21 protein-coding genes and 1 riboswitch are annotated in these 21646 nt (G+C 32.0%); of the genes, 1 reads left to right on the top strand and 20 read right to left on the bottom strand.

Translation table 11 applies throughout. From position 1 onward, the window contains the following. Positions 1–65 precede the first annotated feature (65 nt). The 8 genes from CAB05_RS08500 to CAB05_RS08465 form a co-directional block, all read right to left on the bottom strand. The gene (locus CAB05_RS08500) at positions 66–1346 is read right to left on the bottom strand and encodes a Glu/Leu/Phe/Val family dehydrogenase (protein ID WP_087999391.1); all 1281 of its coding nucleotides are present in this window, start codon (positions 1344–1346) and stop codon (positions 66–68) included. Positions 1347–1588: 242 nt separating this feature from the next. Next, entirely contained in the window at positions 1589–2197 is a 609-nt protein-coding gene (locus tag CAB05_RS08495) for a genetic competence negative regulator (RefSeq protein ID WP_087999390.1), read from the bottom strand. 76 nt (positions 2198–2273) lie between these two features. After that, positions 2274–3182, bottom strand: a complete 909-nt coding sequence (locus CAB05_RS08490; RefSeq protein ID WP_087999389.1) for a MerR family transcriptional regulator — start codon at positions 3180–3182, stop codon at positions 2274–2276. A 42-nt stretch (positions 3183–3224) separates the two neighbouring features. Continuing rightward, positions 3225–3953, bottom strand: coding sequence for a hypothetical protein (locus tag CAB05_RS08485; protein ID WP_087999388.1), 729 nt, complete (start codon positions 3951–3953; stop codon positions 3225–3227). A gap of 271 nt (positions 3954–4224) precedes the next feature. Beyond that, the gene (locus CAB05_RS08480) at positions 4225–4836 is read right to left on the bottom strand and encodes a LysM peptidoglycan-binding domain-containing protein (RefSeq protein ID WP_087999387.1); all 612 of its coding nucleotides are present in this window, start codon (positions 4834–4836) and stop codon (positions 4225–4227) included. Next, positions 4833–5417: a CPBP family intramembrane glutamic endopeptidase gene (locus tag CAB05_RS08475; protein WP_087999386.1), complete on the bottom strand. Its 585-nt coding sequence runs from the start codon at positions 5415–5417 to the stop codon at positions 4833–4835. The genes CAB05_RS08480 and CAB05_RS08475 overlap by 4 nt, the downstream gene beginning before the upstream one ends. Before the next feature lie 12 nt (positions 5418–5429). Continuing rightward, the gene (locus CAB05_RS08470) at positions 5430–6950 is read right to left on the bottom strand and encodes a RecQ family ATP-dependent DNA helicase (RefSeq protein ID WP_087999385.1); all 1521 of its coding nucleotides are present in this window, start codon (positions 6948–6950) and stop codon (positions 5430–5432) included. Then, complete coding sequence (locus CAB05_RS08465) at positions 6941–8011, bottom strand: YpbB family protein (protein ID WP_087999384.1); 1071 nt, start codon at positions 8009–8011, stop codon at positions 6941–6943. Before CAB05_RS08465 ends, CAB05_RS08470 begins: the two co-directional genes overlap by 10 nt. 318 nt (positions 8012–8329) lie before the next feature. Between CAB05_RS08465 and CAB05_RS08460 the strand changes: the two genes are divergently transcribed. After that, the gene (locus CAB05_RS08460) at positions 8330–8578 is read left to right on the top strand and encodes a ferredoxin (protein WP_087999383.1); all 249 of its coding nucleotides are present in this window, start codon (positions 8330–8332) and stop codon (positions 8576–8578) included. A 636-nt stretch (positions 8579–9214) separates the two neighbouring features. Here CAB05_RS08460 and CAB05_RS08455 read toward each other — a convergent pair. The 12 genes from CAB05_RS08455 to CAB05_RS08405 all read right to left on the bottom strand — a co-directional run bounded on the left by CAB05_RS08455 (position 9215) and on the right by CAB05_RS08405 (position 21645). Further along, positions 9215–9787 carry an ECF transporter S component gene (locus CAB05_RS08455; protein ID WP_087999382.1) on the bottom strand — a complete coding sequence of 191 codons (573 nt, stop codon included), beginning with the start codon at positions 9785–9787 and terminating at the stop codon, positions 9215–9217. A 232-nt stretch (positions 9788–10019) separates the two neighbouring features. Continuing rightward, positions 10020–10155: riboswitch (FMN riboswitch) on the bottom strand. Positions 10156–10232: 77 nt separating this feature from the next. Next, positions 10233–11138, bottom strand: a complete 906-nt coding sequence (locus CAB05_RS08450; protein WP_158093218.1) for a phosphotransferase — start codon at positions 11136–11138, stop codon at positions 10233–10235. Between the two features lie 245 nt (positions 11139–11383). Next, positions 11384–12094, bottom strand: coding sequence for a response regulator transcription factor (locus tag CAB05_RS08445; RefSeq protein WP_087999380.1), 711 nt, complete (start codon positions 12092–12094; stop codon positions 11384–11386). Between the two features lie 74 nt (positions 12095–12168). Beyond that, positions 12169–13107 (bottom strand): ABC transporter ATP-binding protein, encoded by a 939-nt coding sequence (locus tag CAB05_RS08440; RefSeq protein WP_174567285.1) that lies wholly within the window; start codon positions 13105–13107, stop codon positions 12169–12171. Between the two features lie 95 nt (positions 13108–13202). Further along, entirely contained in the window at positions 13203–14201 is a 999-nt protein-coding gene (locus CAB05_RS08435; RefSeq protein ID WP_087999378.1) for an ABC transporter ATP-binding protein, read from the bottom strand. 12 nt (positions 14202–14213) lie between these two features. After that, the gene (gene opp4C / locus CAB05_RS08430) at positions 14214–15128 is read right to left on the bottom strand and encodes an oligopeptide ABC transporter permease (RefSeq protein WP_087999377.1); all 915 of its coding nucleotides are present in this window, start codon (positions 15126–15128) and stop codon (positions 14214–14216) included. A 16-nt stretch (positions 15129–15144) separates the two neighbouring features. Next, on the bottom strand, positions 15145–16116 hold the full coding sequence (locus CAB05_RS08425; RefSeq protein WP_087999376.1) for an ABC transporter permease: 972 nt from the start codon (positions 16114–16116) through the stop codon (positions 15145–15147). A 97-nt stretch (positions 16117–16213) separates the two neighbouring features. Further along, complete coding sequence (locus CAB05_RS08420) at positions 16214–17851, bottom strand: ABC transporter substrate-binding protein (RefSeq protein ID WP_087999375.1); 1638 nt, start codon at positions 17849–17851, stop codon at positions 16214–16216. A gap of 33 nt (positions 17852–17884) precedes the next feature. Next, positions 17885–19141 carry an S-layer homology domain-containing protein gene (locus CAB05_RS08415; protein WP_087999374.1) on the bottom strand — a complete coding sequence of 419 codons (1257 nt, stop codon included), beginning with the start codon at positions 19139–19141 and terminating at the stop codon, positions 17885–17887. 391 nt (positions 19142–19532) lie between these two features. Then, positions 19533–19679 (bottom strand): hypothetical protein, encoded by a 147-nt coding sequence (locus CAB05_RS22105; RefSeq protein WP_158093217.1) that lies wholly within the window; start codon positions 19677–19679, stop codon positions 19533–19535. Positions 19680–20175: 496 nt separating this feature from the next. Continuing rightward, positions 20176–20745 carry a cob(I)yrinic acid a,c-diamide adenosyltransferase gene (locus CAB05_RS08410; RefSeq protein ID WP_087999373.1) on the bottom strand — a complete coding sequence of 190 codons (570 nt, stop codon included), beginning with the start codon at positions 20743–20745 and terminating at the stop codon, positions 20176–20178. 114 nt (positions 20746–20859) lie between these two features. After that, positions 20860–21645 (bottom strand): ABC transporter ATP-binding protein, encoded by a 786-nt coding sequence (locus CAB05_RS08405; protein WP_087999372.1) that lies wholly within the window; start codon positions 21643–21645, stop codon positions 20860–20862. Position 21646 lies beyond the last annotated feature (1 nt).

The following is a 21646-nucleotide window of genomic DNA, read 5'->3' as shown; positions in this document are numbered from 1 at the left end:
CGTTTTGTCTAATAATTGATAAAATAAAAAAACAAGATGGAAATCCATCTTGTTTTGAATTTAGATTATACCCAACCTCTGAATCTACTTGCTTCAGCCATTTTACGAGCACCAACCATGTAAGCCGCTAATCGCATATTTACTTTACGGTTTACACTTGTTTCGTAAATATTATTGAATGAGCGTACCATTACTTTTTCAAGTCTTTCTTCTACTTCTTCTTCAGTCCAGTAATAACCTTGGTTATTTTGAACCCATTCAAAGTAAGAAACTGTTACGCCACCAGCACTAGCTAAAACGTCTGGAACTAATAAAATATCACGTTCTGTTAATATTTTAGTTGCTTCAAGAGTTGTGGGGCCATTAGCTGCTTCAACTACAATACTAGCTTTAATATTGTGAGCATTCTCTTTTGTGATTTGGTTTTCAATTGCCGCTGGAACTAAAATATCACAATCTAATTCTAATAACTCTTTATTTGAAATTGTATTATTAAATAATTTTGTAATAGTACCGAAGCTATCTCTACGATCTAATAAGTATTCAATATCTAATCCGTTTGGATCATGAAGTGCACCATATGCATCTGAAATACCGATAACTTTTGCACCTGCATCATGCATAAATTTAGCTAAGAAGCTTCCTGCATTACCAAAACCTTGGATGACAACTCTTGCGCCTTCTAAGTTGATTCCTCTGCGTTTTGCTGCTTCACGGATTACAATCGTTACACCTTTAGCAGTTGCAGTTTCACGGCCGTGAGAACCACCAAGTACTAATGGTTTACCAGTAATGAAACCTGGTGAGTTAAATTCATCAATTCTTGAATATTCATCCATCATCCAAGCCATGATTTGAGAATTTGTAAATACGTCTGGAGCTGGGATATCTTTAGTTGGTCCAACGATTTGACTAATCGCACGAACATATCCACGACTAAGTCTTTCTAATTCACGGAAAGACATATCACGTGGATCACAAATAATTCCACCTTTACCTCCACCATAAGGTAAATCAACAATACCACATTTTAAGCTCATCCAAATTGAAAGAGCCTTTACTTCATTTTCAGTTACATTTGGATGGAAACGAATTCCACCTTTTGTAGGTCCAACTGCATCATTATGTTGAGCTCTGTAACCAGTGAAAATTTTCACTTGTCCATCATCCATACGGACAGGTATTTTCACAGTCATCATTCGAACTGGTTCTTTTAGTAATTCGTACATTTCATTTGAATATCCAAGTTTCTCTAACGCTTCTTTAATAACGACCTGAGTCGGCGCTAGTACATCTAAATGTTCTTCAGTGTTGCTATTTTTCTCTGTAGATTTCTCGGCAACCATTGTAAACCCCCTAGAAATTTGAACTATGAAAAATTATTCGTTCATTCTGAAATTAGTATACAACTTTCCATCCCTTTTTGAAAGTTATAAACACATAGAAAACAAAATATAATAATACTCTAATGTAAGCGTTTTCTACCGTCATTATACTCCTCTTTTTAACGTTTGAAAAGAATAGTTTAACAATTAATACAATATATTTAAAAATAATTTACAAAACAAAAAACCTCTCAAAAAAATTTTTAATGAGAGGTCTTTTTTTCCACGAAATAAAAATGCAGTTGTTCGATAGCATTTTCTGAAATTAGTTCTTTTCCATATTCAATAATGCGATAAATCGTTCTCGTAGAAGGATTACCGTATTCAGCTAAAATTGCGTAAAATGTTTCTCGATCAAGACGACCTAATTCATGTTCTTCAAATTTTATATAAAATGTATTTTCGAAGGAAAAAAGTCTTCCACCAGAAACATCACAAGAAACTAATTTTTCAGAAAGTAGGATTAGATCATCTAAAGTAGAAAACTCGTACAATATATGTTCACTTTCATCAAGGATTACTTCCATTGAGATAAAATCATCTTGAAATTCTTCTTCCTCTTCTAAAATTTCATCTGATTTCGTCACAATGACAACCATTCCTTGTGCTTGTAGTGAAAATACTTCAACAGATACTTTTCCATCCACTTCAAAACCTAATTCTACGCTAGCTTCATGCATCATATCTTGAAAAAGCTGTTGAACTTTTGGTGCATTGTACCATAAATCTTCTTTTGTTAATCCGCGTTCTGATAAATCATCAGATGTAAGAAAAACTTTAATTTTATTGTAGTTCAACCGTTCCAACCTCATGAACTAGCCTCCTTGCTGCATTAACCATAGTACAGTTTATGTTTTTATATAATTTTGGTGATTCTAAAGTAGAAAATCATTTATAATTAAAATTCTGCTTTAACCACACGTCCCAGTTTGATTGTGCGTTACCTACATAGAATTCTTGAATAGAATCCAAAATTGGACTCTCACATGTTGATACGGCATATCCGCCGATACCAATAATGACATTTGGCTTAATTTTTTTAATTGTGATTGCAAAATCAATTGTTTTCTTTAAATTCTCTTTTAATGTACAAGAAATAATAAAACCTGCCGGATCCACTTCTTCAATCACTTGATCTAAATCTGCTGAATCAATTGAAGCCCCTAAGTAGATTACTTGAAACCCAATTCTTCTTAAGTAAATTGTAAAAATTAGTAAGCCAAGTTCATGTTTTTCATCCGGTCCACATACAGCGATCAGTTTCGGCAAATGTTTATTATTTGGGAGATTCTGATAAATCATTCCTAATCTTGTACGTAAAAACGATGTTGCAAAGTGTTCATGCGCACTAGTAATTTCACCATTTCTCCATTTATCGCCAATAATAATAAATACTTTAGAAATGATTTTAAACAAAACCTTATCTACAGAATATAAACTAAATGCTTCATTTATATAATTGTGCGCTTCTCCTTCTTCAAAGGACGATAACGCTAATACAATTTGATTTACTAAGTGATCAGACTGAAGATTTTCAGTAAAACTCTTATCATCACTTGATTTATGTTCTTTAGTTTCGTATAAATTAATTGCTTGTCCGATTGTAAATCCTTCATTCACCTTCTGAACAAGCCATTTTAAAATATAAACGTGCTCCTCGGTATACAATCGATGTCCCGCTTCATTTCTGACTGGACTAATAATATTGTATCGTCTTTCCCAAGCTCTCAATGTTCCTGGCAAAATACCTACTAAGTTTGAGATTGCTTTAATATTATATTTTCCTATTTGGGCCAATTTTGATTTCCTCCAGTACAGCTACATGAAGCCAAAGTACTATTACAACAATACTTTAAAGTTAATAAATGTAATAGTTTTTTGCTTCAAAAGTCCTTTTTCATTGTTCAGCTCCAAATATATCGTTTTCTGATTACGATTTACATGATCTTGACTTCTTTCAAACAGATAAACTTGAATACTTTCATATTGTTTTTCTAAGCTATTTTTTACTTCTGTAAAACTGGTCAATATATTAATATTTTCACTATTTATATTTTCAATGGCATAATCGATATGATCTCGATTCGTACCAACATCGTCCAAACCTATTATAGAAAACTTTGTTCCATTCTCAGTTTCAAACAAAGCATTAGTATTTTCTAAGATCGTCACTTTGCAATCTAATAATAGTGCATTTAAGTCTCTATAATTCCCTTTATAATCTTCAGAACTCCATAAATAATATGTAGGAGCTAAAGTAGAGAGGAATTGAATATCTTCTTCAAGATATCTTTTTGACCTCTTTTTTGAATACCCACTTAGCATAATAATCGTATTATTCGTACACATTCTTTCAAGATCCGCTCTTTTTATACGATAATCCCCTATATTTGTAATCCAAATCAATTGAATTTTTTCTAAAGTCAAATCATTATGGTTCAGTTGTATCTCTCTATTTTCAATTCTGATTTCATTTTTTCTCGATTTTATTATTAGTAAAAAAATGATTGCAACAAAACAAATAAAACTAACAAATACGAATACTATGTGATTTCCCCCCTGTAACATAAAAACAACTTTGCCAAATTGCTCAAAAAGACTCTAACAAGTCCTCGGATATTTCGGACTTAAACAAATTTTCATTATAAGGTCAAATATTGAACCTAAAAAGTTTCTGTTTAATTTTTCTATGGTCGGCAACTTCAAATACTTTTCTACTATTATACAAAAACTCCACTAAATTGAAAAATATATGAAACGATAGAAAAGCTTACGTCCACTTCTCATTCAAGGACGTAAGCTTTTTCCTATTTATCGTTTATATAATTTTACTTTTGTTTTATTTATTTAAATCTACATTTAATGGAATTTTTAATACTTGTCCAGGTGTAACTTCTATATCTTTTAAGTTATTTTCATCTTGAATAATTTCTTCACCATTACGGTTCTTATAATATTTCATAGAAATTGTAAACAGTGTTTCTCCCTCTTGGACGACATGCTTAATTTCTTTTACACCTACTGATTCATCAGGAACTAGAAGTTGCTGATTTTTATCCTCATTTGTTTCTGGGGGCTTTTGGCTTTCATTTTTTGTTGTTTGTTCTTCTTCAAGTTGATTATTCTCTGGTGTCGAAGTAATTTTTACTTTTTCAAATTTATTTGAAGGAATAAATAAACTACTTTTATTTGAAAAAATCCCATCATATTTATATTGAACTAGAGCTACTACTCCAATTGGTAATAAGATAAACAGAAACACAAGTGCAGTGATTAGAGGATATTTAATTTTCCACCAAGGTCTTCTCTCATCTTCTTTTTTTTGAATTGATTTACTTCTTGGTGGCAAATTTAACATATCTACTGTCGGTGTCTCATCAATACCTTTTTTCGATTTGTTTTTTCTTTTCAAACCACCAATCTGTGTTTCTTCTCGATCTTTTCTACTCATTTCTCTTCTTCACTTTCTAGACTAAATTTCATATATAAACCTAATACATAATCAAGGATAAAATGTGTAATAAAAACAGCTAAAATATTTTCAGTGATTAAATATAAATAGCCAATAAAAAAGCTTTCTAATAAAACAATCACAAATAATACAGGTTTTTTTACGTATCGAAAATGAACTAATGCAAAAATAATGGACGCCAAAATGATTCCAAATTTTGTTTGGACAAATCCTCTAAAAAATACTTCTTCAGATAAAGCAATTAAAAAACATAGAATGGTCATTTCAAACACAGATAATGACGTAAAAAACTTTTTATTAAATCCACCATCATCTAAAAATCTTTCAGGTACTGTATAGTTTAATAATACATTAAATAAAACTAATACAATTCCACCACCAATCCCAAAGATGAATGTTTTAAGGCTTAAAAAAGTTGATTGTTCTTCTACAAAATCATCAAATCCAATAAAAAATCCAATACAGATGATTGCGATTAATAAAATGATTAATTGCGTACCATACACACTCTTTTTTAGATTTTTAATAGATATATTTTGGCGACTTAATTCATTTTCCATATCAGTTGTTCCTCACAGACCTAATTTTTTTCTTAGATCTTCCTCCCAAGAATATGTATAAACATCATCTTTACTTTTATTACTTACATTTGAAAAATACTGTTCAAATGAAAATCCACAATGATTACAACAATTAATAGGTCTACTCGTTAAGGACTCGTTAAATACTGAAAGATAGTTTTCACGATAACAAGTCGTTGAAGCTAGAAAATCCTTCATAGATTTTAGCTTTACATATTTCACATTTCTTCTTTCATTGATCATTCTTTCTAATTCTTTTAAAAAGTGCATGTTCACTCTATCAGTAAACAATTGATTATCTTCAATTATATTCGATTTATTCAATTCATTAAATAAGGTCTGCCATTGAATATCACTAAATTGAAAAGTTGCTTTCCAATTCGCGATCAAGTGGTCTGTTAAAAGAATAATTGACTCATTTAACTTTTTTACATATGAGAAAAACGATTCTAGCTGAAACATTGAAAGTAATTCGTCTTCAATTAAGCGTAAAGGTAGGTCATGATCATTTTCACTTACAAATAAAATCGCAACACTAGGTTCACCATCTCTACCAGCTCTGCCAATTTCCTGAAGATAATTTTCAATATTTGAAGGATATCCTAAATGAATGACAAATCTTACATTCGGCTTATTTATCCCCATACCAAATGCGCTTGTACAAACGATTAAATCTATCTGGTTTTGAATAAATTGCTGTTGGATTAATATTCTTTGTTCTTGATCCATTCCACCATGATAATAAGCCACGCGACAATTCATTGACTCATTCACAATACGTGAAATGTTCTCACACATCGATCTCGTACCACAATATATGATACCGGGGCCGTTTAAATGTTTTACATAATATATTAATTGTTCAATTTTTTCTTCTTCTGACTCTATATGTTCTATATGAATTGCAATATTTTCACGATTAACCGACTCAATATATGTTTGTACAAAATCAAGCTTCAATGTTGAAATGATCTCATTTCTTACATTTTCTGTTGCAGTTGCGGTCAACGCTAATACGGTTGGATTCAGTAATCGCTCTTTAATTTCACCAAGAGCTTTATACTCTGGTCTAAAATCATGTCCCCATTGAGATATACAATGTGCTTCGTCAACAACAAATAACGAAACTTTCACTTGAGATAACTTTTGAATTAAAAATTGATTTTGTAGCATTTCAGGTGATACAAAAATGTATTTATAGGATTGTAAATTTTGTAAAAGATGCTTTTTCTGTTCGAAACTTCGAAAACTATTTAATGCAATAACTCTTTTTTCACCAAAAGCCCTTAATTGTTCAACTTGGTCTTCCATTAAAGATAAAAGTGGAGAGACAATGACAACTAAGCCTGGTAGTAGTAATCCAGAAAACTGATACAATAAAGATTTCCCACCACCTGTAGGTAACATAGCAAGAACATCTTTTTGATGAATCAAGTCATTGATTATATCATGTTGATTTTTTCGAAATGATTCATATCCAAACTTCTCTTTTAGCAATTGCTTTAATTCCATTTTAGATCACCCATTCTTGCAAGAGTAATACGAATTTGGAAATACGTGACTTCATTTAAAAGTGATTCCTTTATATCTTTTAATTTCCTAGTCTGTAACTCCTCTATTTTGCCTTTAATTTTGCTATACTCTTCCTTACTAATAAATTGATCAATTGATATCAACTCATCACTTAACACACATTCAACAATATGGTCTTCGATTGTACTTATTTTCAAATGACGAATCGCTGCAATTTCTTTAATTGATTTACCAGCTTCAAGTAAACGTTTTGTTTCAATCGAAGTATTTGTAATATTGGAGCTAATACTCCCTTTTAAAAATCGACTTAGAAATGGATATTTTGCTATTTGTTCAGTCAAAATAGTAAGCAAATGATGCATTGCATTAATAGATTGAATATATATTAACTCTTCACTTTTATTTTCTTTAGACGCTATTTGTTCTAATGTCATTCCATAAGTATTTGCTCCAGATAACCGTTTCACAATGATTGAGGCTTCATCAAACTGTAATTGCTGCAATATATGTTCTAATTCAGAATGAAAATGTATCACTAAATCTTTTTTACTTCCTTTAGCACTTAATAATTCATTCTTCACCCAATCTTGCACATCATTTTCTTGCTGTACAGCTCTAAAATATTTAATATTTTGATTGATGTTTGCAATGGTTTGAAAAAAAAGTGAAAGTCTTTTCCAAAAGATTTTTTGAACACTGGCAAATCTTAACCCATTTATATATTGAAAATTAAGAAATTCACATTTTACATTTTGTAAATAATTTGAACCTTTATGACTTATTCGATAAATATTATTACCTTCAATTTTTTCAAGATATCCTTTTTCCTTTAAACCTTTTACTAAATCCTGCATATCTTGTTGAGTAAGGAATTGGTAAAGGCCAAAAAAATTTGTCACTTGATAAAAATGACTATCCTGAATAATCTGGGCACTTTGCTTTCCCTTTAATAAGTAAGTAATCCCCTGTATTGTTCGCTCACCATTATATCGATTGACTAAAAATAATACGACTTCTTCTAGTATCGTTAATTTATTCATCCTAATCCTCTCGAACAAAAATTGTATAATATATTTGAATATTTTTATGCGTAACAAAATTTAAGTATAAAATATTCAATACTATTTGTAATGATAGTTTTAATTTCTTATAGCTTATCATATGTATCAATATCCGAACCATTTTAATATGATAAAAATACTTAATTATTTTACCTTTTTAATCTTCATTTCTCTATTTTTGCAAAACCTGTTACAATTATATTGAAAAGTTTCGGAAACCGTTTTAAAATATTTACAGGTACATTACAAAAATAGTATCTGTAATTAAAACAGGGAATAATTTGGGAGGTCAACACAATGGCAAAATATACAATCGTTGATAAAGACACTTGTATCGCTTGTGGCGCTTGTGGCGCTGCTGCACCAGATATCTATGACTATGATGATGAGGGGATTGCATACGTTACTTTAGATGATAACCAAGGTATTGTTGAAATTCCAGACGTGTTATTAGATGACATGATGGACGCATTTGAAGGATGTCCAACAGACTCAATCAAAGTAGCAGACGAATCATTCGATGGCGATGCTTTAAAATTCGAATAGTAAAAACAACGACGATGTAAATCGTCGTTTTTTTATTTTCTCTTAAAAATACTTAATATTTAAATGTTATGGATAGAGTAGATATTATTAATCGACCCTTGTATCGGTCTTGTAAGAGTTGCTAGTCACCAAAACCCAACTGCGGAAATACGAAAAAGAAAGCTTACTTCTCGACCCAATCATAAGTGAACATCCAGGAGTTGAATTCAACTCTCTTCTTTTAACTTAACTATTACAAATGAATTTTAAATTTATTGTGGTTTTATTTTATTAAGTTGATGTGTGTCTTCTTTTAGAAAAGATTGTATTTTTTTAAGAAGTTGAATTTATGACTAAAAAAAGATTCTGTTTTTATTTTAAGAAGTTGAATGCATGCCCTAAGATCTGATTCTATTTTCATTTTAACTAGTTGAATGGAACGGAAGGTGCTCGACTCCTATGGGAAATGCTGGACAGCTGAGACCCCACAGGCGCGAATGCGCCGAGGAGGCTCAGCGCCAGCCCCATGGAAAGCGAGCATCCTGAAGTGGAATTTCACACTCTTTTTTATGTGAGATTCCATATAATATTGGGTTATTATTTTCAGATTCTTAAAAAATAAAAATGTGCCCACAAATTGTAGGCACATTCATCTATTTATACGTTATGAGCATTGACTCTTTGATTTAACCACACGATTAATTTAGGGAATAATACTAATGTAAGAATCATAATTAGTAACCCTTTTAATGCATTAAACGGCATAATCGCAGTAACAATTACCTCATTCGGCAAACTAAAATTCATAAAATAAGCATATGCAGGTAATAAAACAAAATAATTTAAAACACTTAAGATCCCTGTCATCACAACTGTTCCAACGACTAACCCTAAAGTTAAGCCTTTAATTGAACGATATTTTCTAAAGAAATATGACGCAGGTAAAATATATAATACCCCCGCACAGAAGTTTGCAAACTCCCCAATCGGTACTCCAGTCATGCTTCCGACAATAATATAATGAAGGATGTTTTTGATTAATTCTACTAAAACCCCTGCAACTGGTCCAAAAATAATTGCACCAATTAATGCGGGTACCTCACTAAAATCAATTTGTAGCCATACTGGAAATGTTGGAAGTGGAAAATCTAACAACATCAATAAATATGAAATACTGCTCAGCATTGCCACCACTACCATTTTTAAAACTTTGTTGTTACGTTGTTGCATAATTACCTCTCTCCTTTTTCCCGATCATACCAAGAAAAATGAAAGGTTCGCTTACTTAGACAAGAGTGATTTTGCGCATTTATTTAATTGTTTATAAAATAAGAATCAATAAAATCTAAATGTCGGCAAAAATCACTTAGAAATACAAAATCCCCTATACATAAATTATAGGGGAGAAATTTCAGCGCGCCAAATAAGCGTTCAAAAAGGTAAATTTTTTGAACTTGCGAACCTCCATCTTCTCCCATCCAGACTATACTGTCGGCTCTAGAATCGCACTAGATCCTGCCCAAATTACAGGCTCGCGGGCTTATAAGCTAAGCTTAATCACCGCCGGTGGGGAATTTCACCCCGCCCCGAAGATAGATCGAATATTAAATTACAACTTAATGTTACTAAAATAAATACAGTTTGTAAATAAAAAAAGTTTTTCCCTTTTTCATATCTAAGTTAATGCATTAATTAAGTTCTCCTGACAAAATAGCACTAATTCCTCATCATGATTTTCGTTTGCAAACAATAATAAGATGACTGTTGTATAGATTGATTTAAATTGCGCTAACAACTTTGACTCATTTGATATATTTCCATAAATCTCATAAAAACTGTCTCTTTTATCACTTGGAATGATACTAAATACAATTGATAAATCTAGTTCACATTGACCAATATGAGCATCTCCCCAATCAATTATACCTTCTAAAACATTGTCATCATTCACAATCATATTTCTGAAATGCAAATCACCATGCACTAAAACCATAGGAGTTTTTGGAATAATTTCTTGTAAGTTTTCTATATATTGTTTGATCATCATTTCATTTGGAAGTAATTTTTGTTTGATTACTTCTTCTGCATATTTTAAAAATTGAGGTTTTCTATATTTAATATCTAACCTTCTTAACTTATCATGAGGTAACTTTAAATGAGAAAATGTAGAAAGTGGAATTGAATGTATTTGTTTAAGGATTTTTGCTAATGGCTCGATCATATTGATTCGTTCTTGCCTGTTTAATCGAATCGGTGGTTTGCCTTTTATGACATTATATCCTAAAAATGGCCAAGGATATTTTTCAGAAGGTTGCCCGAATATGTACGGGATGGTCGTTTGAAAACTAATATAATCTTTTATGAAAGGTAGCAGCTTTTTTTCAACCTCTAATATGGTTACTGCAATCTCTCTTCTTGGAAACCTTAAAAGGATTTCGTCGTTAAGAATAAAGACTGTATTATCAAAGCCTTCGCCAATCTGTTTTATACTTTTGATTGGTAAGTTCGGAAATTGTTCAATTAGTATTTGTTTGACAGCATCACTTTGAATTACATTTGTTGGATCCCATACATTTGCCAAAACTCTCACCTCCTATTTTAGTATTTGCTCTCTTAACAAAAAGGCTATGTAAAAAAAGAATGTTGATTTCCATTCCAATGACTCTCTAACAGGCTATTCTCTTTTCATACACTTACATTATTTAGCTAAAATCAACAATTAATATTAACAGAGCCAACATAAAAAATAGAACTTTTCATATCATAACACTTTCTCTAATAATAGCTAAGTGAATGATTCTATGAAAAGTTCCTATAAACAGAACATTAATTTGAAAATTGTAAATGCGGTTTAAAGTTCTCGAGTTGGAGTTTATAACCAATTCCCCATACAGTTTTTATACTTAAATTCATTTCATATTGCTTTAATTTTTTTCTTAAACGATTTAAATGAGTATCAACCATTCGATCATCGTCAACATGTTCGTAACTCCAAACTATTTTTACTAATTCAGAACGGGTTACAACAATATCCTGTCTACTAACAAGAAGCCATAATATTGAAAATTCTTTACGCGTAAAACTAAGCTCGCGTTCCTCATAATGAATTTTGTATGTAAGTTTATTCATGACCAAGTTACCGAAACGAATTGTATCAGCTTCTTTAAATTCATTCACAATATGATGCTTTAAGTGAACTTGTAATTTGCATTTTAGTATGTCTAAATTCAACGGAAAATCAACAATATCATCTGCGCCAGAGGAATAATAATTTATCTTTTGATGATCAGTTAGATCCGATGAACAAATAATTAATATCGTGTTCAAACTTTCTCGTAGTTGTCTACAAAGTTCAACACTATCTACATTTTGTAATGAAGCACTAAGAATGATAATATTAGGTTTCCAATCAATCGCCTTTACTAAACCCTGTAATCCATTTGGATAAGATTGAATAGTAAACATCTCTTGGAAGTAATTCATAATTTCGATGCTTAATTCATGGTTCTCATGAACAACTAACATTCTTTTTTCCACTTCGAACTCCTCCGTCAAATTCGAATGCTCATCTTACACGAACATTCTTGCGCAATTTTTAATTTAATTTTAACTTAATTCAACGGATAATGACAAGCTACGTACTGACCTTCTCCTGATTTTGTAAAGATTGGTTCTACTTCTTTACATTTTGGTTGTACGTAAGGACATCTTGTATGGAAACGGCAGCCACTAGGTGGATTAATTGGACTAGGTACGTCTCCCTCAAGAATAATCTTTTCTTTATCACGCAATCTTGGATTTGGAATAGGATTTGCTGATATTAGCGCTTTCGTATATGGGTGTTTTGGATTTTCAAAAAGTGTATCAGAATCTGCTAACTCTACCAATTTCCCTAAATACATAACGCCAACTCGATTACTAATATGACGAACAATATTAAGTCCGTGTGACACGAATAAATATGTTAGTCCAAATTCCTCTTGTAGCTCTTCTAATAAGTTTACAACCTGTGATTGGATTGAAACATCTAGTGCTGAAACCGGCTCATCTAAAACAATTAATTTTGGATTTAATGCTAGTGCCCTTGCAATCCCTATTCGTTGTCTTTGCCCACCACTAAATTCATGAGGATATCTTCTCATGTGGAATGAACTCAGACCTACTAACTCTAATAACTCTTTTACTCTTTTTTCACGAGCTGCTGCATCATTCATTCCATGGATTTTTAATACTCGCGCAATTGTTTCACCAACACTTAATCTTGGGTTTAATGACGAAAATGGATCTTGGAAAATTAATTGCATATCTCGGCGTTTCTCTCTCAGTTCCTGAGAATTTAGAGAAAATAAATCAATCCCATCAAATTCAACTGAACCACTAGTAGCTTCTAATAATCTTAATAAGATTCTTCCAGTAGTTGATTTTCCACATCCACTTTCACCTACAAGGCCGAATGTTTCACCCTTATAAATATCAAATGAAACGCCATCAACCGCTTTTACATGAGCCTGTACTTTACCAAACAATCCACCTTTAATTGGGAAGTGCATTTTGATGTCATTTACTTTTAAAAGAATATCTTGATCAGTTTTCAAGTTAGTTACTTCGATTTTTTCAGTTTTTTCTAAAAAACTATTCACCATTTTTACGCCTCCCAACGATCAGTGTATTTCCAGCAACGTACAACTTCATCATCGCTAATTGATTGAATTTCAGGCATTTCCTCATGACATAAAGCCGTTGCGTATTCACAACGAGGTGCAAATCGACATCCTTTAGGTAGATTCAATGGATTCGGAACAACTCCATCGATTGCATATAGTTTCCCAGTTCGTTTTTCTACACTTGGCATTGAACGTAGTAGACCTTCTGTATATGGATGTTTTGGATTTTCAAATATTGTAAAAATATCACCTTGTTCGACTACTTGTCCTGAATACATAACAACAACTCGGTCTGCCATTTCAGCAACTACACCTAAATCATGCGTTATTAACATAATCGACATATTTGTTTCTTTTTTTAATTTTTTCATCAGTGCTAATATTTGATTTTGAATTGTTACATCTAATGCAGTAGTTGGTTCATCAGCAATTAATACTTCCGGATTACATGCAAGTGCAATGGCAATCATTACACGTTGTCTCATCCCACCACTTAATTCATGTGGATATTGATTAAGTCTTCTTTCCGGTTCGGGAATCCCAACTAAATTCAATAAACGAATCACTTCTTTTTTTGCTTCATTTTTTGTTAGTTTTTGATGAAGAATGATTGATTCCATTATTTGATCGCCAATCTTATAAACTGGATTAAGAGAAGTCATTGGCTCTTGGAAAATCATCGAAATTTGATTCCCTCGAATTTGTCGCATTTCTTTTTCAGTTTTATCTAAAAGACTTTCATTATGAAAATGAATGTCACCAGCTTCAATTCTACCTGGAGGACTTGGTATTAATCCCATAATTGATAATGATGTAACACTTTTTCCACTTCCAGATTCTCCAACGATTGCTAGTGTTTCGCCCTTCCTAATTTCAAAGCTTACTCCATCAATTGCTGGTACAACACCATCTTCAGTATAAAAATAAGTTTTTAAATTCTCTACAGATACGATTGTTTCGGTTTTAAAAGTAGTAGTCATCTCGTAATCCTCCTATTGCTTCATGCGTGGATCAAGAGCGTCACGTAATCCATCACCAATAAAATTCACACATAAAACAGTTACAATGATAAAGAATGCTGGTGGAATAATCGTCCAAGTTTGATCAACGATTGATGTTAGATCTTGCGCCGAAGTTAACATATTGCCCCAACTAGGTTTTGGTTGTTGAATCCCTAACCCTAAAAAGCTAAGCGATGCTTCAGCTAAAATATTTGCAGCAATATCTAAAGTTGCAATAACAATAATCGGTGCAACTGCATTTGGAAGTATATGATAAAAGATAATACTAGAACTTTTTTCACCAGTTGCTCTGGCTGCTTCAATATAATCTCGCCTTTTTAACGATAAAATTTCTCCACGAACAATCCTTGCCATACTAGTCCAACCGACTATACTTAAAACAAATACAGTCGACCATAATGATGGAACTACTAATGAAGCAACAATTAATAATAAGAAGAAAGTTGGAATCGACTGGATCGCATCAATAATACGCATCATTGTATTATCTACGAATCCACCAAAAAATCCAGCTATCGCCCCATAAATAACACCTATTGAAACAGTACAAATCATCGCTAAAATCGCAACCGATAATGAGATTCTAGCTCCATAAAATGAACGAGTCATAACATCCCCACCCATTGCATCTGTTCCAAAAGGATATTTTTTACTAGGTTTTAAACTTGAATCTAAAATATCAAATACTTCAGGTTTATGTGGAGACAATAATGGAGCAAATATTGCCATTAACACGATTAATACAAAAATAATTAAACCGATTACTGCCAGTCTATTTTTCCTGTATCGTTTCCAGATAACAGCTGCTCTACTTTCAATTTTCATTTCTTTTTCAATATTCTGATTATTCAACGTTGGATCTATCGCTGGATTTGGTATACTCATCGTCTGCTACTCCTCTCTATTTCTTACCAAAAGTAATTCTTGGATCAATGATTGCATATAGAATGTCTGCAATTAAATTAGCTATTACGACTAATACAGCTGCAATTAAAGTAGTACCCATGATTACTTGATAATCACGAATAAAGATGGCATTAATCGATAATCTACCCATACCAGGCCATGCAAATAATTGTTCTATAAACAGTGCTCCTCCAAACAAGTTCGGTAACTGTAATGCGATAATCGTAATAATTGGAATTAATGCATTACGTAGAGCATGTTTAAAAATTACTTTTCTCTCAGATAATCCCTTCGCTCTTGCAGTTCGAACATAATCTTGTTTTATAACTTCTAGCATACTAGAACGCATAAATCTCGATTTTGTTGCGATAAGACCAAAAGCTAGTGTGATCGCTGGTAGTGCTAAGTGATGTAAACGGTCTTTCAAATCAAAATGTTCATACACTTCTCTCATACCAGATACCGGGAACCATCCTAGTTTAATAGAGAAAAATAAAATAACTAGAATTGCTATGAAAAATTGCGGTATGGCGATTCCCAAGAAAGCATAAGACGTAAAGAAATAATCAAGCTTCGAATATTGTTTTACTGCCGAATAAACACCAATCGGAATAGCAATTAAAATTGAAAGTACAATTGCTGTACTCATTAAGGTTAATGTTGCAGGAATTTTATCTACTATTTTCTTTGTTACAGGTTGACCATCTTCAAAAGAATAGCCAAGGTCACCATCAGTGACAAATAATTTTAACCATTTATAATATTGAACATAAATAGGTTGATCTAGACCTAACTTCTCTTCAATCAATTCTTTCTGAACATTTGACCCCGCATCTGAAGCCTCTGGATTTTCATACATTGCTGTAGGATCTCCTGGAGCTAATGTCATAAGGGCAAAAGAAATTACTGTAATGATAAACAACAAAGGTACTGATTGAAGCGTTCTTTTTACAATATATTGAAACATGTTTACCCCCCTAAAATAACAAAGTAGTTTACTAGAAAGATAGCCGCAAGCGACAAGTAGACGCAAACGGCCATCTCAATTTGAACTTTAATTTCTATTACTTACGTTTTTTAGCGTCTTTCCAGTACCAATCGATTAAGCTGAACTTATCGTTAGAAATTGATGGCTCAATTCCACCTAAGTCTTCATCATAACCCATCGTTAATTTTGGATGGTAAGTCCAGATTAAGATTTCATGATCAGACATGTATTTGTGTAATTCTTGGTAAATTTTAATACGTTTTTCACGGTTTTCTTCTTGTTTATATTGCTCTAATAATCTATCAATTGTCTTATCGTCAACACGGTTACGGTTTGATAAGCCAGGATTTGCTTTTGTTGGAATACCTGAAGAATGGAAGAATTGATAATGGTCAACGTTTGCATCATAACCACTCCATCCTAATGCGAAGCAATCTAATTCTCCAGCAGCATACTTATCTAAGAAAATAGACCATTCGTAAGCACGTGGTGTTACTTTAATTCCTAATTTAGCCCAGTTTTGTTGAGCTAATAAAGCTACTGCTTCACGAGTTTTATTACCATTGTTATAAGCAAACTCGATTTTTACTGCTTTACCATCTTTATCGTATAATGTGTTTCCACGTTTTTCATAACCAATTTCTTTTAACAATGCAGCAGCTTTTTTCACATCATAAGGAAGTGCTTTTACACTGTCATTATTTTGTGGAATTTTTGGATGCATTGGACCACTACCTTGGTAAGCGCGTCCTAATTGAATTTTTGAGACAATTGACTTACGATCTAAACCATAAGCTAATGCTTCACGGAATTTTTCGTTATTCCATGGTTTAACCGCTTCGTTAAATCCGATAAAGTCAAAACGTCCTTGGTCATAAGACTTAGTTGTTGTATCTTTATCCTTTTTAACTTGTGCTAATAATTTTGGTGTAAGAGACTCTACGTAGTCTACATCACCTTTGATTAAGTTAAGTGCTTCTACGTTCGCATCAGGTAATACTTTTGTAATAACTTCATTTAAATATGGACGACCTTCAAAATAGTTTTTATTAGCAGTTACTACGATACGCTCATTTGATTTCCACTCTTTAAATTTGAATGGGCCTGTACCGATTGGATTACGATGGATTTTATTATTTTTGTTATAATCGTCTACACCTTTAGGGAATTGATGTTTAGGCATAATTGGTGCTGATGCCACTGTATTTTCTAGGAATAAAACATCCTTTTCTTTTAAAGTAATTTGGAACGAATAATCATTGATTAGTTTTGTAGACTTAACTGCATCAAATAATGAAGCGTAATGGTTCTCTGCTTTTGGATTCATGAACATATCATATGAGAACTTTACATCTTTTGCAGTGAAAGGCTTGCCATCATGCCACTTTACACCTTTACGAATTGTGAAAGTATATGTTAAGCCGCTTTTTTTCCAGCTAGTTGCTAGTGCTGGAGCTACTGCACCACTTTTATTTAATGTAAGTAATCCATCATATACCATACTTGTGATATCAATTGAAGCAGAGTCAGACGAATTAAGTGGCGTTAAACTTACTGCATCAGCGAAAGTTGAAATAACAACTTTCCCACCAACTTTTTTAGAATCGAAACCTTTACGTACAGATGCTGCGTCTGAATGTAATCCCGGTAAACCAGCTAATACTACTGATGCTGCAAGAGCTGTTGATACGAATTTACTTTTAACGTTTTTCATACCTATTTTCCTCCTCTTATTCGATTAAATTAGTTAATTTGCTGCAGGTTTTTCTGCTTTTACATTTGCAACAGTAATCTTACCTTCTGCAGAAACTTCTACAGAAGCAGTTAATTTATAACCGTCTGCAATTAGTTTAACTAGATCTGAAGTTGTTGAAGCTGCTGTTTTTCCATCCTTCGTCACATTTACTTCAACTGCTTCATCTGCAGTTAATGTAATATTTTCAAGTGCGTTTTCAGAGAAATCAAATACATAGTCACCAGTAGCAGAAACTGTTAACCCTTTATCTGTAAGTTTTCCAATCGATGCATTTAATGCAGTTACTTGGTCATTCGTATAGTTTGTATAAACTGAACCTACATAACTTACACCAGCAGCTGAATAGCCAGTAAATTCACGGAAAGTGAAATCTTTATCTGGACTACTTGGTAAGTTACTTACAACAAAGTTAAGATCAACTTCTAATACTGTTGTCCCAACAGTAATTTTACCGTTTGAATAACCAAGAGTACCTTCAAAAGAATCAAGTCCAGCACCACTTACGAAAGCAACTTTACCTGCTTTATCAAAAATCACTTCCACTGCTGTTCCAAGTCCTAATGCATCTGTATCAGTAGCTTGATCATCAATGAATAATGAAGCATTAGATGAAAGTTTGTAAGTTTTTACTCCACTATCACTTTTTACAGTAATCGATGTTGGACTTGAACCTACAACTACACCATCTAAATCTCTATAAACATCTTTAGCTTGTAAGAACTTGTCTACTGCAACTGCAGCAGCTTCTTTCGTTACAACAGCGTTAAGATTTGTATCAATAGATAGTACCCCTTTACGTTCTAAGAAGAATAAGAAATCAACAGGACGGTTTGACCAGCTAGTTTTAAATCCAAGACCACTTGCAAGTACTTTTGATAATTCAGCGTAAGTTAAGCCCTTCTTAGGTAAGAATTCACCTTTTTTCGTTAATTTAAAGTAACCTTTACTTACTAACTTTGCAGCATTTACATTTTTTGTATCTTTAACTTTTACTGATTTAGAAGGAGCTTTACCAAGATATACTAATTTAGCTGCTAAATCAGCAAACTCTCCTCTTGTAAAACCTTTTTCTGGATTAAAATCAGAACCTTTGTTAACTAAATAACCTAAAGAAACTAATTTCGTAATTGACATTTCACTATCTAAACCTGAAACATCATCAAACGATGCTGCATATGTAGACACACTACCTAATAAAAGTGTAGAAGCTACCACGCCTGAAACAACCAGTTTGCGTAAATCCTTCATTCTAAATACCTCCCCATTCTCTTAACGATACCGATCATATTAGAACTAAAATAATTTGTATATTAGTAGTTTACATACCCCCTCAAGCAGAATAGAAAGAAATATCAGAAAATATAAATATTTCTAACAAATTTATAACACAAAAATACTAATATGAAACTGACAAAAATCTAACATATTTTTAACAAAATTCAAAATATTATAAAAATAGTCGTTTTTTTCATATTTTTCTACTAATTTTTATAAAATTTTTGTGACAATTAGGTTAAAAGTCATAAAAAAAATATGAAAAAAATTACAAAAATAAGTAATTTCTTTCATATTTCATAATATTGACGACTAAAATTTAAGAAGTTTTTAGTAAAAATATCCAATAAATTATTATATTAAACTAATTATTTAATGCTGTTTTAATCTCTTTTATACTTTTACCCGCCACAAACTCTTCAAATTTTTCCTTATTTCCACCAATAAACAAAAGACCAATCGTTAACACAAAAACAACAACTAACAAACATCTTCTAATCAAATCAAACATAAAATAAATCCTCCTAAACACGAAATGTGGAAGCGCCTGGTCAGCCCCGACTAGCATAAGAACAAGAACAATTGAATGTGCTCTTTACATGCAAATGTTCTTGGGCTTATGACTCGAGGGGCTAGGCGTTGGAACTAGACACACGAAATGTGGAAGCGCCTGGTCAGCCCCGACTAGCATAAGAACAAGAACAATTGAATGTGCTCTTTACATGTGCTTTTTACACTTTTTACATTCAACTGTTCTTTGGCAAGTTGCATTGATATTAATAGTCATTGACCGATCATTAACCTAGTCCATTATTAACTGCAACTTATTAATATTTTGGAACATATAAATAGAATCACTTCATTCAGAAGTCTTTTCATATGTAATCCTTCAAATTTATTTCATACTCAACCATTCTATGTCAGAAAATAAATTTTAGTACAAAAAAATAGTTATTAATTAGAGAAACTTTCTAAAACTTTCTAATTAACAACTATTTATTCTAACTTTATTTTTTATCTGTCCTAAATACGATTGCGCCTCTTTCATATTCTATATCTTTAATGTTCAATCGCGTGTTAATTACTCTAGCTAATGCAAAGAAATAATCTGATAGGCGATTCAAATATAGAAAAACTGGCACATGTATTGTTTCTTGTTTCATCAATGATACGACGTTTCGTTCAGCACGTCTTGTAACTGCTCTAGCTTGATGAATAATTGCAGCCGCTTTTGAACCACCTGGTAAAATAAATTTTTCAAGGGGTGGCGTTGCATCCATATATTCATCTATCAGTTTTTCAAGATCTTCAACCATTTTTTCTGTTGTTTTAAATGGAATACCTTCTTTTACAACCGCTAAATCTCCACCACAATCGAATAATTCGTGTTGTATTTTTTGTAAGCTTTCATACAAGTCTTTAGTATCTTCTGAGTCTAAATATGTCATAGCATATCCAACGATTGTATTTACCTCATCAATCGTGCCATAAGATTCCACTCTTAAATGATCTTTATCTACTCGTTTTCCTACTAAACTTGTTTGACCTTTATCACCAGTTTTAGTATAAATCTTCATGAAAACTTCCTCCTTGACTTAAATTCTGTTCTTTCATAGAAATTGAATCTACTTCATAAACTTTTTAAATCTATTAAAATAAAAATTATTTTTAATTTATAAAAGAATAAATATTTAAGCATAATTACTTTTATAAACAATCACTTTTTTATTCGTATTAGGATTATTCATAATTTGAAAAGAAGTCCCGTAAAGATCTTCAAGTATTTCTTCAGTTAAAACATCTTCCGTTTTGCCTTCACAAAATGTTGAACCATCTTTTAGCGCTAATATTCTATCACAATATAAACTCGCCAAATTTAAATCGTGAAAAACCGTTACCACTGTTTTTTCTTCATTTACTTGTAATTCTTTTAATAAATCTAATATTTTAATAGTGTGCATTAGGTCCAAATGATTGCTTGGTTCGTCTAAAAATATATATGGCGTTTCTTGCGCAAAAGCTTGTGCTAAAAATACTCTTTGTCGCTCACCACCGCTAATTTCACTAATAAATTTTTTTTTCATATTGTTTGTACTAGTCATTAATAACGCATTACTTACTGCGATATCATCTTGATCAGTCCAAGTTGGAAATAGCGAGGCTGAATGTGCGATTCGCCCAAGTTTAACAGTTTCGTTTACTTCATATGAAAAAGTATAAGAATTTTGTTGTGATAAGACGGCGATTTTTTTTGCAATTTCTTTATTAGACATCTTTGTTATATATTCTCCGTCAATCATCACATCCCCTGTTAACGGTTTCAAGAGCCCGCACAGAATATGTAAAAATGTAGACTTTCCACTTCCGTTTGGTCCAATAACACCTAACCATTCACCTTCATTGATGGAATAAGAAAGATTCTTTATATCTTTTTGAATCCCATTATATGAATATGAGATTTGATTACAATTGATCATA

It is taken from the genome of Gottfriedia solisilvae, assembly GCF_002128405.1.
Classification (GTDB): domain Bacteria; phylum Bacillota; class Bacilli; order Bacillales; family Bacillaceae_G; genus Gottfriedia; species Gottfriedia solisilvae.
This window is presented reverse-complemented; position numbering and strand designations above follow the sequence as displayed.